The organism is Acinetobacter sp. CWB-G5 (assembly GCF_019209785.1).
In the GTDB taxonomy this organism is placed as follows: Bacteria; Pseudomonadota; Gammaproteobacteria; order Pseudomonadales; family Moraxellaceae; genus Acinetobacter; species Acinetobacter johnsonii.
The window spans coordinates 696771-710731 of record NZ_JAHUTF010000001.1 but is presented as its reverse complement, the minus strand read 5'-3'; the positions used below and the strand labels follow the sequence as shown (position 1 = coordinate 710731).

The following is a 13961-nucleotide window of genomic DNA, read 5'->3' as shown; positions in this document are numbered from 1 at the left end:
TAGAAATCGTTTAAGCTTTAGATACATCTAAAACGCCACGTTTAATTTGGTCGCGTTCAATCGACTCAAATAGCGCTTTAAAGTTGCCTTCACCAAAACCATCGTCATCTTTACGTTGAATAAATTCAAAGAAGACAGGGCCTAGCATATTTTGGGAGAAAATTTGCAACAAGAGGCGTTTATTACCGTCTTTAGTATTGCCATCCAGCAAAATGCCCCGTTTTTGTAGTTCATCAGCAGGTTCACCGTGGTTAGGCAAACGCTCATCTAGCATTTCATAATAGGTATTTGGCGGAGGTGTCATGAACTTGGCACCTAAAGCTTTTAACTTGTCCCAAGTGCTAATCAGGTCATCACAAATGAAGGCAATATGCTGAATGCCTTCACCGTTAAACTCATTGAGGAATTCGGCAATCTGACCATTTCCTTTATCCGAATCCTCATTGAGCGGAATACGGATTTTGCCATCTGGCGCCGTGAGTGCCTTGGACGTCAGGCCAGTATATTCACCTTTAATATCGAAGTAGCGAATTTCTTGGAAGTTAAAAATCTTTTCATAGAAATCAGACCAATACTGCATACGGCCTTTATACACATTGTGGGTCAAATGGTCGATTTCATATAAACCTGTGCCGACAGGATGAGAGGGTACATCATCAAAGAAAATGAAGTCATTTTGGTAAATGTCACAATCGACGAGGAAAATAGGAGAGCCGCCAATCCCTTTAATTGCTGGGATATTCAGCTCCATCGGGCCAACTTGGTTGTAAATTGGTTCTGCACCAATTTCTATTGCCTTTTTAAATGCCTTTGCCGCATTCTTGGTGCGAAAACCCATTGCACAGGCAGAAGGGCCATGTTCTTTATAGAAATAAGCTGCATATGATTCAGGCTGATAATTAAGAATGATATTAATTTTGCCCTGACGCCATAAATACGCATTTTTAGACTTATGCTTTGCCACTTTGCTGAACCCAATGGTTTCAAACACCGCATCTAGCTGACCATCTTTAGAAACAAATTCAATAAATTCGAATCCACACAATTCTAATGGGTTGGCTAATTCATTCATACAACGTCCTCATTTCTTTTTTAAGCAATCCTATTGCTTATCTTTTTAACGATTCCTTTCAGAGCTAACGGACTGGTCGCTACAATTCTAGAGCGAGAGAGACAAATCCGTTTGTCTGACATGGGGCACTTGTTCAGCAGCATTCTCAATGTTGAGTGAGCAAGTGTAGAAGTTTTAATTCATCATACTTGATCTAAATTATTATTCAATACGTAATTTAATTACGTAATAAATAAAATTGGTAAATGATTAACCTATAAATTAAATTAATATTATTCATAAAAATATTTTTAAAATATGGGGGCTTTGTTATACCAAGATTTCAGGATGAAATCTGTGTTATAGGACTAAAATAGAAGGGAAAAATTGGGTATGAAATTTGGCTCATTCAGTGCATCTATTGAGAACAGCTATTTGAAAATGAAACAGCCAAGCAATTGATTTGAGCACGAAAATTAATTGTAAAATATCAAGAACAGTTTGACTTACTAAAACCTGACTTGAAAATCCAGATGTAGGTGGCGCCGCGAGCGAGTTTCTTCACGCTGAATTTTTTGCATCAGTTTGAGCAGCTGTTGAATCAGCGTCCAATATTGAAGGGGATTATTAGTATCACAGTGTGATAAATCGAATTTTTAGTGTTTATGATTAGGCTTAGAGAGGTTGAAAACAACCATAAAATGGTGCGCTCTGCGGGACTCGAACCCACGTCGGTCGCTTAGGAGGCAACTGCTCTATCCAGTTAAGCTAAGAGCGCAAAAGTGCGGTTAATGTAGCTGATTTTACTCAAAAAAAATAGTTATTGCCGAAACAATAACTATTTAAAAATGAATATTTTATGCTTTTCTATACAGAATTTTGTATAGAACGAACATTAATGCAATCCAGATTGGAATCATGATCACAGCGCCGCTTAAACCTTGAGTCCACATGATGTAAAGCACTACAGCAATAAATGCAAGAACAAGGTAGTTACTGAAAGGCGACCAAAGTGCAGGAAATAATGGTTTTTTCGCTTCACTTTTCATGGCCTTCATAAATTGAAGATGAGTTAAGCTGATCATGGCCCAGTTCAATACTAAAGCACCAACAACGATGTAAATTAAGTTGCTGAGAGCATCTTCTGGCGCAAAATAATTCAATAGTACACAACCGAAAATCAGTAAAGCAGAGAACAAGACTGCTGGAATTGGCACACCTTGTTTATTGGTTTTACTGAATATTTTAGGTGCATTGCCTTGCTGTGCTAAACCAAACAACATGCGGCTGTTAGCATACATACCACTGTTATATACAGAAAGTGCTGCAGTCAAGATAATAAAGTTAAGCAAATGCGCAGCCCAACCAATACCTAATTGACTGAAGATCATTACAAATGGGCTCTTATCTAAGCCGCCAAGTTGCAATTCATTCCAAGGTACAAGCGATAACAAAATGGTCAATGAACCCACATAGAAAATGAGGATACGGAATACCACTTGGTTGATTGCTTTCGGAATTGATTTTTGTGGGTTATCAGCTTCTGCTGCAGCCATACCAATCAATTCAATACCGCCAAAGGCAAACATGAGGAAGGCAAGCATATAGAAGAGGCCTTCAACGCCATGCGGGAAGAAACCGCCATGTGACCAAAGATTGCTAAATGAAGCCGTGGAATCTGCGCCTGCCGTAGCCAAAAGATAAAGACCAAATACAATCATAGCGACGACGGCCGTGACTTTGATAATAGCTAGCCAGAACTCTGATTCACCGTAAAACTTCACATTACCTAAATTGACTAAGGTAATGATAACAAAGAAGGTTAAAACAGATGCCCATGCAGGAATATGAGGCCACCAGTAGTTGATATACTTCGCAACAGCGGTCAGCTCGGTCATGGCTACTAGAACATATAGAATCCAGTAGTTCCAGCCTGCAAGAAAGCCTGCAAATTTGCCCCAGTATTTGTTTGCAAAATGACTAAAAGAACCTGCAACAGGTTCTTCAACGATCATTTCCCCGAGTTGACGCATGATTAGAAATGCAATTAAACCGCCAATTGCATAGCCCAAAATAATGGATGGGCCAGCAGATTCAATCACATGTGCGGAACCTAAAAATAAGCCAGTACCAATTGCGCCGCCCATGGCAATCAATTGAATATGACGGTTCTTTAAGCCACGCTGAAGTTGAGACGACTCTTTATTCAAGTTATTTCAGCCCGACAATGGATAAGTGTTTCCGATTGTAATAGATCGCGAAGAAATCGCATAGTAGCTCAAAATTCATGAAAAAAAGTTATTATTCATATGAAAAATAATATGTAATAAATTGTAAATAAAAAACATACGAATCAATATATTAATTTTATTTAAATTATAAAATCGGGAATTTTATTTGGAAACCGGACGTTCACAAATGGTTTTTTTTTATACTTACTTAGACTAAAGTCCTGTACGTTACGCATGGATATTGAAAAAAGGTATGATGAACCAAAGTTAAATCAGCATGCTTGACTTAACACAATGATAAATATGAAGGATTTAATAAAAATGAGTTTTGCACCGCAAATCAAAATTCCAGCAACGTATATGCGTGGAGGGACCAGTAAGGGCGTATTCTTTAAATTAGATGACCTCCCAGAAGCCGCGCAACAGGCTGGACGCGTTCGAGATCAGTTATTGCTCCGTGTAATTGGTAGCCCAGATCCTTATGCAAAGCAGATTGATGGTATGGGTGGTGCAACATCGAGTACCAGTAAAACGGTGATTTTAGCGAAGAGCCAACAGCCTGAACATGATGTCGATTATTTATTTGGGCAAGTATCGATTGATCAGCCTTTTGTCGACTGGAGCGGAAACTGCGGTAACTTAACGGCAGCTGTTGGTTCATTTGCGATTTCAAATGGTTTGGTCGATGCTACACGAATTCCAGAAAATGGCATCTGCACAGTCCGCATTTGGCAGGTGAATATTCAAAAAACCATTATTGCACACGTACCTATTACGCAGGGCCAAGTTCAAGAAACAGGTGATTTTGAACTTGATGGCGTGACATTCCCAGCTGCAGAAGTGCAAATTGAATTTTTAGATCCAGCCGATGATGGTGAAGATGGTGGTGCAATGTTCCCAACAGGGAATTTGGTTGACACTTTAGAGGTTCCAGAGATTGGTCGCTTTCAAGCGACATTTATCAATGCAGGTATTCCGACCATTTTCTTAAATGCAGAAGACATTGGCTACACGGGGAGTGAATTACAAGACGCAATTAATGGCGATGTCAAAGCTTTAGCGCGGTTTGAAACCATTCGTGCCTATGGTGCAAAACAGATGGGGCTGATTCAAGACATTTCTGAAGCTGCCAGTCGTCAACACACGCCTAAAATTGCTTTTGTTTCTAAGCCAAAACAATATGTCTCGTCGAGTGGTAAAACCATTACAGAGCAAGACACTGATTTATTGGTTCGTGCACTTTCTATGGGTAAATTACACCATGCGATGATGGGGACAGCAGCTGTTGCCATTGGTACTGCAGCAGCGATACCAGGAACCTTGGTCAATTTGGCCGCGGGTGGTGGAGCACGTGAAGCAGTTCGTTTTGGTCATCCTTCAGGGACTTTACGTGTCGGAGCGCAAGCGATACAAGAAAAGGGTCAGTGGGTGGTGAAAAAAGCTGTCATGAGCCGGAGTGCACGCGTACTAATGGAAGGTTGGGTGCGTATCCCAGCTGAAAGTTTAGATTAACACGATGTAAAAAGCCTCTCTTTGCAGAGGCTTTTTTATGTCAACTCTAGGTCTGCGATAAGAGGTCTAAAAATAACCAAGACCATGAGTAGTGAATTTTAGAGCTTGATTGCTTGTGTAATGGCTGCTTGAAATAGTAGAAAAGTCATTCTTATCACCTCGTCTGCAAAAATTAATAGAATACTGTGCCTTGTTTGTGCTTTCGGCATAGAGAAAGCGGGCAGAAAGCAGTATCATGCCAACAGATCATTTTAAATGATCTGTTCAGGCAAACTGAGCACCAGATTAATTTATCCTATTGTTATTCGAGGCGAATGTGTCAGCACTAACCGACGTATCAGCAAATGCACTCCAACAGGCTCAACAACGTATTCACGATGATTTATTGACGGCACTTGATGCTTTTTCAATTCCGGAACCGTTAAAGAGTGCCGTGCATCATGCGGTCATGTTAGGTGGCAAACGTGTGCGTCCTGCGCTGTGCTATGCCACGGCACATTTAAATCCAAACAATAATGCCGCTGCCGTGCGCCGCGCCGCTGTGGCTGTGGAGTTGATTCATTGTTATTCCTTGGCACATGATGATTTGCCGTGTATGGACAATGATCTTTTGCGTCGTGGTCAGCCGACCTGTCATGTGGCTTATGGTGAAGATACGGCTTTGCTAGCGGGCGATATCTTACAGTCCATGGCATTTGAAATTTTAGGTAGCCGTCTGTTTGATGCTGGCCCAGTGGTTGATCAGGGTATTGTATTGAAGCAGATGCAAATTTTAGCGACAGCGAGCTCTAAAATGGTGTGTGGACAAGTCCTCGACCTACAAGCCGAAGGTAAACGTGTCGATCAGGCTGCACTTGAAAATATCCACCGAAATAAAACGGGTGCATTGATTTCTGCTGCGGTGATGATGGCTGCGGTGACTGTATTTGACGGTTGCGATCAAGCGATTCCAAAGTTACGTGAATATGCGCAGGCAATTGGTTTGGCTTTTCAGGTACAAGACGATATTTTAGATATCATTTCAAATACAGATGTACTGGGTAAAACAGCAGGGAAGGATGAGCAAGTCGAAAAATCGACTTATCCAGCCTTGATGGGGCTAGGCGCTGCACAAGAGTATGCCAAGACTTTGCATAATCAAGCCTTTGCTGCTTTGGCTTATTTCCCAACTGATGCGGCAGCAGAACTTAATCAGATTTCACAGTTTTTATTGGCTCGCCAAAGCTAAGTTTCAGTGTTTAGATTAAAAAAAGAGGACATAGCGTGTCCTCTTTTTTAATGCTTGTTCCTTAGAGGCTTGAGTTTTTTCACAACCCCAATAAAAAAGACAGCTCGAAAGCTGTCCTCATTTAATCAAACCAAGCATCAGTTAGATGTCTTTACGTCCCATAACACCGCGGATGGTACTTAAAATATCGGCTGGTAACACCACTGTTTTAGCGTTGTTCGATTTAGACATGTCTTGCATCGCTTTGACATATTGTTCGCCCAACAAGTAAGCCACAGGAATTTCCTTATCGCCCACAGCAGAAGTGACCATTTCAATAGCACGCTGAGAAGACTCTGCTAAGACGACTTGCGCTTCTGCGTCACGGCGAGACGCTTCTAAACGGCCATCTGCCTCTAAAATCGCGGCTTGTTTTTCACCATCGGCTTTGGTCACGGTCGCACGACGTTGACGCTCAGCTGCCGCTTGCGCTTCCATTGCTGCTTGCATGGTTGAAGAGGGTTGAATATCCTGAATTTCAACGGTTTTTAGGGTAATCCCCCAGTCTGAAATATCATCCGAAATGGCTGCTTTAAGTTTGGCTTTAATGTGATCACGAGACGATAGCGCATCATCAAGATCCATTTCACCGACGATTGAACGCAGTGAGGTTTGCACTAGGTTTTGAATGGCCCATGTATAGTTTTCAATCCCATAGACAGCATTTACAGGCGTGGTGATGTTGATGTAAGCCACTGCATTCATAAGCAAAACGGCATTATCGCGGGTAATCACTTCTTGAGAGGGAATGTCTAATACAATGTCTTTGGTCGTCACTTTATAAGCCACTTCATCGACATAAGGAATCACAAAGTTGAGACCCGGACTCAACGTGGTATGGTATTTACCTAGACGTTGTACGATCCATTTATAACCTTGTGGAACAATACGGACACCTTTAAAAATGGTGACAGCGGCAAAAGCCAAAATTGCTAAAACGACAATAAATCCACCAGACATATGCTTAACTCACTTTTATCTATTTTCGTTGGTTGAGAGATGTGCTTTGACCATTAAATCATTGCCCAGTATTTCAACGACACGTACTCGGTCGCCGACGTGGACTTTATCTAAAGTACGACAGTTCCATTCATCTGAACCGAGTACTGGAATGGGGAAACGAACGCGAATGTGTTCACTTTCAGGACTCGCTTGAATCACCATGCCAATTTGACCGATGGTTGCTTCGCGAGACAGTCCTGCTTTGGTTTTGTCAGTCGAAAGTGGTTTAATAAATTTAAACCAAAGTAAAGTGCATAATATCGACAAAATAATCCACGTCACAAACTGCGTGGTAACACCCATCATGGGGAACATCCAGTACAAAATACCGACCATAATGGCCGCAATACCGAACCACAATGCGGCAAAAGCAGGCAGAATCAGCTCTGATAACATTAACAGAACGCCCAATACAAACCAGTGCCAAGGTTCAAAAGCAAATTCCATACATCTACTCATATATTCGTTATAGGGATATAGATGCAGAAGCATCTATATCAATTTAGCAGATGAATAAGTCTTTGAATATTAAAAATCAAATTTTTTAGAATTTGGCTTTGGGCGCAGGTTTAAAAGCAGCTGGGGTCTTTTTAAAATCGACAATGGCTTTTTCAATCGATTTAATTTTGAGCTGCGCGGCTTTTTCACCTTCTAAAATAGATTGATTGCTGGCTTTTAAGTCCAAAGTGCCTAAGTGTCCGACTTTGGGTTGAATCACCACAGTCGCTTGGCTCAATTCTTCATTGATGCTTTGCTGCCCCATAATATTAATGGTCTGGTCGAGCAAGCCCCACATATTGAGGGGCTTGTTGCCGACAGGACGCGCTGAAATATCAATCGCGATCACAATATCCGCGCCCATGTCCTTGGCTGTTTTGACTGGAATTGGGCTGACCAGACCGCCATCCACATACTTGGTTCCACCAATCACCGCAGGGACAAAAACGTTCGGAATACTGCATGAAGCACGCACGGCTTGGCCCGCATTGCCTTTGATAAAATCGGCTTTACGTCCAGTGTCAAGACGGGTCGCCACCGCAGCAAAGCGGATAGGGAACTGTTGAATCGGTTTGTTGCCGACGTGTTTGTTGACATAGTCTTGCAGCTTTTGACCTTGAACAAACCCTTGGGAGTTGAGGGTTAAGTCTCGAATGTCCGATTCTTTTAAGGTCAAGGCAATTTGCTGAAGTTGGAAAGGCGTTTTACCACTGGCATAGATACTGCCCACAAAACTTCCCGCACTGGTTCCCGTAACAATTTTAGGTTTAATACCATGTGACTCTAAAACTTTAAGCACCCCAATGTGTGCAAAACCTTTGGCACCGCCACCGCCGAGTGCAATCGCAATCACAGGTTCACGAGCTTGAATGGGAGTAGTTGTTGGTGTTTTCTTTGATGCAAGATCACATCCTGCCATAGTCAGTGTGAGTGCACCAATCAGAGATAAACGAGCAAAATTCATGGTCAAAAATACTAAAACGCAAAACAAATAATGGTGCACATCTCAGCAGATTCGACCTTGATTTACTAGCTATTTTTTAAGCGTTTTTGTAAAGGCTTGGCCAACCATTTTGGGTTCTTGGCTGAAAATTTGCCGATATACAGATCTAAAATATGCTCTAGGTCTTGCTCAAAATGCCCTGTGGGATGAAACACGCCCAAGCAGTGGATAGTTTTTTGCGCATAGTCAAAGGAAAACATCACAATTGGAATCTGTGCACCATACGCAATGCGATAAAAGCCACTACGGATGGCTTCGGCTTGCTTACGTGTGCCTTCAGGCGCCATACCGACCCAAATTTTTTCTTTGCTGTGAATAATATCGATAATATTTTGGGTTAACCCTTGAGCATGGGTACGATTGACTGGAATGACGCCAATCCACTCAAGTAACGGTTTCAGTGGGGTATGAAACAAACTGTTCTTGCCAAAAATGGTGATTTGCAGGCCTAAGCCCAATAGAGCCGTAAAGCCATGCCATGCATCGATATTTGAGGTATGCGGTGAAATAATTGCTACCGCTTTAGGTAGATTGGGAAATTTGCCAACAAAGCGCCAACCTTGCGCCAAATAAAGCTGCTTAAAAATAGCGCGAGTGAATGCAGATGAGTTACGACTTGGAACTTGATCTGGTAGCTCTGGAAAATATTGGTTCATTGTTATTATACTCAATCGATCAAGATGTATATCCTCTCATCATAAGCAGTGATCGGCTTGAATTCATTGGCAAAAAAAGTGAAGGGATAGCGATCTCAGATGAACATTTTGACCAATCCATGTATATAGGAACAGCATGCTACAGACTCGCAATGTATATATTTTGCTGTTTTCATTGTATTGGGCGCAGGGCTTACCCGTCGGGTTTATGACTCATGCCTTGCCTGTCATTTTAAGAGCACAGGGTGTGTCATTGGCACAGATTGGAGGCTTCGGACTGCTGATGTTGCCGTGGTCGATCAAAGTGTTTTGGGCACCTGTACTGGATCGTTTTGGGATCACTCGTTTCGGCCACTATCGGAGTTGGATCATCCCATTGCAGTTTCTTACGGTGCTGGTGCTGATCGGGCTGTCTTTCCTCCCGATTGATGGATTAAATCAACCTATTTATTTATGGGCTTTCTTTGTGGGCCTCCTGAGTATGAATTTGCTAGGGGCAACGCAAGATATTGCAACCGATGGATTGGCGGTCAATATTTTAAAAGGGGAACAACAGCACTGGGGCAATACCTTTCAGGTGATTGGATCGCGTCTTGGTTTTATTGTCGGTGGTGGTGCAATCTTGTGGGCATTAGATTGGCTGAGTTGGCAGAGCACTTTTTTGATGCTGGCTGCAATGGTCTTTATAAACACGCTGCCGATTTTAATTTATCCAGAGCCAAAGCATCGAGCTGTTTCAGTACCTCAGACCACATCTTTTAATCTCCAGCAGATCAAAAACTATTTGGCTTATTTTGTCCAGAGTCCCGTACTCACAGCATGGTTAGCAGTGCTATTGAGCTTTAAAATAGCGGATGGTTTAGCAGGGCCACTTTTGAAACCTTTAATGGTCGATTTGGGGCTGAGTTTTTCTCAGATAGGGCTTTATGTCACCATGCTAGGTGCATGTGCCGCCTTAATAGGTGCAGGACTTGCGGGCTATAGTTTGAAGTTGATTCGCCGTGCCACGGCTTTAGTACTGTATTCGGTGCTTAAAATATTCAGTCTGGCGGCTTATACATGGTTAGCCTTTCAATATGAAAACCAGCACAGTATTCAGCCGTGGCTGATTTATCTAATCAATGCCTTTGAAGATATGACCTCATCGATGCTGTTGGTAGTCATGCTCACCCTAGTAATGCAGTACAGTCGTAAACATCTGGCAGGTACGGACTTTACTTTTCAAGTGGCGCTGATGGCCACTGTCAGTGGCGGTTTGTATAGTGTGAGCGGTCTATTGGGAGATTGGATCGGCTATTTTAATTATCTGTGTATGATTGTAGTCATTGCGATGTTGAGCCTGTGGTTTATCTTCAAATGGCGTGGCATTGCGATGCATTCAGACCTTTCATAATTCATTCATAAATAAATCATAAAAAGTGCTAGATATTGACGTAAACAATTAAAAAATATAACTAAATAATTTTTTAATTGTTCTGTCATATATGTCTGAACGGTAATATTTGTAACAAATTTACCGTAGGATATTTTGATAATGAAAATACAAATTGCAGCCGCAATCGCTTTAAGTTTAGTGGCAGGGGTAACATTCGCAGCGCCTACTTTTTATGGTGAAATTGATGTCACGGCCGATTATTTACCTGAAGACAATGCTTCGCCAAATAAAGACCGCGATGTGGTCGAGTTGAACTCTAACAACTCCTTTTTGGGGTTAAAAGGCGAAGAGAAGCTGACAGATCGCTTAAATGCACTATACCAAGCTGAATTTACCTTTTATGTAGACAATGGCGGTAGCACCGATACTTTCGTTCCGCGTAATTTACTCGTTGGCTTACAAGACCAGAAATTGGGTACATTGAAAGTCGGTAAAATTGATACCCCCGTTAAACAACTGTCTTCAGTGGTAGATACCTTTAATAACTATGTCGCCAACAAAGCCGATGTGGCGGGGATTTTCACGGGTGAAAACCGAGTCGATAACGTGCTGGTCTATGAAACACCTGCTTGGGGAGTGGGCGCAGGTAAACTGAAAGCTGCGGCACTGTTAGCAACAGGTGAAGCTGGTGGTATTGAAAAATCTAAAGGCGGGGCAAAAGTTGCAGGGCGTGGTCTGGGCGATGCTTGGTCAGCATCAGTAGTCTATGACAGTAAAAAGTTTGTTGCAGGGATTGGTTATGATAAGGCCATTCCGTCAACCTTTGCAGGACGTGGCACGTTGAATGCTTCAGCGCCTGAAGTGACTGGCGGGGTGGCTGGTAGTGCCTTTGCAGCAGCTGATACTTTACGCGCGATTGGTCGAGTAAATCTCAATAATGGTCTGGCGTTGAAAGCCTTATATCAAACTTCTGAAGTGGCGGATGTACAAGGCAATGATGCTGCCGCGGCTGCCATAGACGATGCACAAGGCTGGTTGGTTGGGGCTGAATATAACTTACCGACTGCCAAAGCTTGGACAGTGAAAGCTCAATACAGTCAAAACTCAACCAGTTTTAAAACATCTAAAGAAGACTTTGATGCGCAGCAGTTTATTGCAGGTGCTGACTATGCATTTACCAAGCAAGTTAAAGCTTATGGTTACGCAGGGATTTTGACCCTTGAACAAGCATCATTTGAAACCAAACAACCTGTAGTAGGCACAGGGATTGAATACAAATTTTAATGTTTAAGTGATAGAAAAGGGCAAAGTCTCTAAAGATTAATGCGAATCAGTTAAGGAGTTTTATAGAAACTCCTTAACTTTTTGTCATTTATGATGGAATCTTCGTATTTTAAAATTCAATATTTGGAGCTGGTCCGTTCTTTGGTTGAGCCAAAAGAACCAAAAACATTTGTCATCCGCAAAACCTTTTGCTTTTCTGCATTTAAATGATCATTTTGCAAAAACATTCCTTTTAAATGGACATACAGGTTGCGGATGACGCTTCCGCGTATCAAATAATATTGGGCGGCTCAAAAAGGGCATCTGATTGCTTAACTGATCGGTATGACTTTATATATTCGGCCACAGCACCTTTTTTATTTAAGCGAGTTTTAAGTTTAGAAAACTACATTGGGGCATCCGCTCAGCAAGACATGATTTAAAATGTTCAATTTGCAGTCTATTTTTAAAGAAGTTTCACTTTCGCGCTTTAACGTATATTTGGCGCTGTGGTTAGCCGTGGTTTTAAACGTGATGTTCTACAAGCAAGTTCAGTTGCTTACGCCGTATCACGGTTTCAAAGCGTATGCTTTTATCGGTGCTACCATTTTGGTGGTGTTGGCTTTTTATCATTTGGTTTTTCAGCTGCTACAGTGGCGGCCGATGGCTAAAGGGTTGGCTGCGTTATTGATCATCATTGGTGGAATGAGTGCCTATTTTGTCAACAGCTTAGGCGTTTCGATCACACCAGATCAGATCCAAAACATGATGCAAACCGATGGAAATGAAGTGCGCGACTTGTTGTCATGGCGTCTTGTACTGTGGATTGGGGCGATGGTGGTGCTACCTTTAGTCGTTTTATTTAAGGTTAAAATCCGCCGTGATCCTTTTAAAACCGTGTTACTGCACAAGCTGTTCGGTAGTGCAGTTTCTATTTTACTGATTGCAGGCATGTTGTTTATTTTCTTTGTTGATTATGCCGCGATTTTCCGTGAGCATCGTGATCTCAAAGGGATGATTTCACCGCAAAATGCGATCAGTTCAACCCTGTCGTATTATAAAAAGAATCGACCACAGCAGCATTTACCGTTAGTGACTTATGGTGAAGATGCTCATTTGATGAAGCAAGTCGGACAGCAAAACTTGCCGAAATTGATGGTTTTGGTGGTCGGTGAAACGGCACGTGCAGAAAGTTTTTCTTTAAATGGCTATGCGAAAAAGACCAATCCTGAGCTGGAAAAACTCAATGTCATCAACTTTAATCAAGTCAGTTCTTGCGGGACAGCCACTGCGGTTTCTGTGCCTTGTATGTTTTCAGGCATGCCACGTGAAAACTATGATGCACAGTTAGCGCACCACCGTGAAGGTTTATTAGATCTTGCACAGCGTGCTGGTTACAAAGTGACATGGATTGACAATAACTCTGGCTGTAAAGGCGTTTGTGATCGGGTTGAACAGTATAAAATTCCAGAACCGATACAGAAAAAATGGTGTTCAGCCGATGGCGAATGTACCGATGAAATTTTGGTGGATAGCTTAAAAGCCTATATGGCTGGTATTGCGGCTGATGATAAAACGCCACGTTTAATTGTGTTACACCAAATGGGCAGTCATGGACCAGCTTACTATAAGCGTTCAACGCCTAAGTTTCAGCCTTTCCAACCGATGTGTGAAACCAATGCCATTCAAGCCTGCACACCTGAACAGCTGAAAAATAGTTATGACAACTCCATTTTTTATACCGACCATGTGTTGAGTCAACTGATTGGTGTATTAAAGCAAAACTCAAACTTTGAAACAGGTTTTTGGTATTTATCTGACCATGGTGAGTCGACTGGTGAACATGGGCTGTATTTACATGGTTCACCTTATGCCATTGCACCAAGCCAACAGACCCACGTACCGATGCTGATGTGGTTTTCAGAAACATGGCAAAAGCAGAATCCGCAACAAATCGCTTGCTTAGGGCAACAAAAAAGCCAAGAATTAAGCCAAGATCATTTGTTCCCAAGCTTATTGAGTTTACTTGGGGTAAAAAGTACGGTGATTGATTCAAAAAATAATATGTTAGAACACTGTACTGCGACCAAAGCGAGCGCTTAG

11 protein-coding genes and 1 tRNA gene are annotated in these 13961 nt (G+C 42.1%); 5 read left to right on the top strand and 7 right to left on the bottom strand.

Annotated elements, in window-relative coordinates:
• Positions 1-10: 10 nt before the first annotated feature.
• The 3 genes from hppD to KVY11_RS03445 form a co-directional block, all read right to left on the bottom strand.
• Entirely contained in the window at positions 11-1072 is a 1062-nt protein-coding gene (gene hppD / locus KVY11_RS03455; protein WP_062034383.1) for a 4-hydroxyphenylpyruvate dioxygenase, read from the bottom strand.
• A gap of 681 nt (positions 1073-1753) precedes the next feature.
• Positions 1754-1829 (bottom strand) — tRNA-Arg (locus KVY11_RS03450).
• A gap of 79 nt (positions 1830-1908) precedes the next feature.
• The gene (locus KVY11_RS03445) at positions 1909-3261 is read right to left on the bottom strand and encodes an amino acid permease (protein ID WP_062034382.1); all 1353 of its coding nucleotides are present in this window, start codon (positions 3259-3261) and stop codon (positions 1909-1911) included.
• 342 nt (positions 3262-3603) lie between these two features.
• On the opposite strand from KVY11_RS03445, the gene prpF reads away from it, so the two are divergent.
• Positions 3604-4794 (top strand): 2-methylaconitate cis-trans isomerase PrpF, encoded by a 1191-nt coding sequence (gene prpF / locus KVY11_RS03440; protein WP_058869113.1) that lies wholly within the window; start codon positions 3604-3606, stop codon positions 4792-4794.
• A gap of 316 nt (positions 4795-5110) precedes the next feature.
• Positions 5111-6022 (top strand): polyprenyl synthetase family protein, encoded by a 912-nt coding sequence (locus KVY11_RS03435; protein ID WP_218288102.1) that lies wholly within the window; start codon positions 5111-5113, stop codon positions 6020-6022.
• Positions 6023-6163: 141 nt separating this feature from the next.
• Here the strand turns inward: KVY11_RS03435 and KVY11_RS03430 are convergent, their stop codons facing one another.
• The 4 genes from KVY11_RS03430 to KVY11_RS03415 form a co-directional block, all read right to left on the bottom strand.
• On the bottom strand, positions 6164-7021 hold the full coding sequence (locus tag KVY11_RS03430) for an SPFH domain-containing protein (protein WP_058869115.1): 858 nt from the start codon (positions 7019-7021) through the stop codon (positions 6164-6166).
• A 15-nt stretch (positions 7022-7036) separates the two neighbouring features.
• On the bottom strand, positions 7037-7510 hold the full coding sequence (locus KVY11_RS03425) for an NfeD family protein (protein WP_004694603.1): 474 nt from the start codon (positions 7508-7510) through the stop codon (positions 7037-7039).
• A gap of 97 nt (positions 7511-7607) precedes the next feature.
• Complete coding sequence (locus KVY11_RS03420; RefSeq protein ID WP_004981268.1) at positions 7608-8525, bottom strand: patatin-like phospholipase family protein; 918 nt, start codon at positions 8523-8525, stop codon at positions 7608-7610.
• 65 nt (positions 8526-8590) lie between these two features.
• On the bottom strand, positions 8591-9220 hold the full coding sequence (locus tag KVY11_RS03415; RefSeq protein ID WP_183174027.1) for a 1-acyl-sn-glycerol-3-phosphate acyltransferase: 630 nt from the start codon (positions 9218-9220) through the stop codon (positions 8591-8593).
• A gap of 136 nt (positions 9221-9356) precedes the next feature.
• Here KVY11_RS03415 and KVY11_RS03410 point away from each other — a divergent pair, with 136 nt between their 5' ends.
• From KVY11_RS03410 to KVY11_RS03400, 3 genes are all read left to right on the top strand, one after another.
• A complete protein-coding gene (locus tag KVY11_RS03410; RefSeq protein ID WP_218288101.1) occupies positions 9357-10613 on the top strand; it encodes an MFS transporter in 1257 nt (418 codons plus the stop codon).
• A 141-nt stretch (positions 10614-10754) separates the two neighbouring features.
• Positions 10755-11879: a porin gene (locus KVY11_RS03405; protein ID WP_218288100.1), complete on the top strand. Its 1125-nt coding sequence runs from the start codon at positions 10755-10757 to the stop codon at positions 11877-11879.
• A gap of 423 nt (positions 11880-12302) precedes the next feature.
• A complete protein-coding gene (locus KVY11_RS03400; protein WP_218288099.1) occupies positions 12303-13961 on the top strand; it encodes a phosphoethanolamine transferase in 1659 nt (552 codons plus the stop codon).

Excerpts from the sequence above, each read along its gene's own strand:
- hppD (WP_062034383.1), bottom strand. The coding sequence starts at position 1,072 with ATGAATGAATTAGCCAACCCATTAGAATTGTGTGGATTCGAATTTATT.
- prpF (WP_058869113.1), top strand. The coding sequence starts at position 3,604 with ATGAGTTTTGCACCGCAAATCAAAATTCCAGCAACGTATATGCGTGGA.
- KVY11_RS03430 (WP_058869115.1), bottom strand. The coding sequence starts at position 7,021 with ATGTCTGGTGGATTTATTGTCGTTTTAGCAATTTTGGCTTTTGCCGCT.
- KVY11_RS03425 (WP_004694603.1), bottom strand. The coding sequence starts at position 7,510 with ATGGAATTTGCTTTTGAACCTTGGCACTGGTTTGTATTGGGCGTTCTG.
- KVY11_RS03420 (WP_004981268.1), bottom strand. The coding sequence starts at position 8,525 with ATGAATTTTGCTCGTTTATCTCTGATTGGTGCACTCACACTGACTATG.
- KVY11_RS03415 (WP_183174027.1), bottom strand. The coding sequence starts at position 9,220 with ATGAACCAATATTTTCCAGAGCTACCAGATCAAGTTCCAAGTCGTAAC.
- KVY11_RS03410 (WP_218288101.1), top strand. The coding sequence starts at position 9,357 with ATGCTACAGACTCGCAATGTATATATTTTGCTGTTTTCATTGTATTGG.
- KVY11_RS03405 (WP_218288100.1), top strand. The coding sequence starts at position 10,755 with ATGAAAATACAAATTGCAGCCGCAATCGCTTTAAGTTTAGTGGCAGGG.
- KVY11_RS03400 (WP_218288099.1), top strand. The coding sequence starts at position 12,303 with ATGTTCAATTTGCAGTCTATTTTTAAAGAAGTTTCACTTTCGCGCTTT.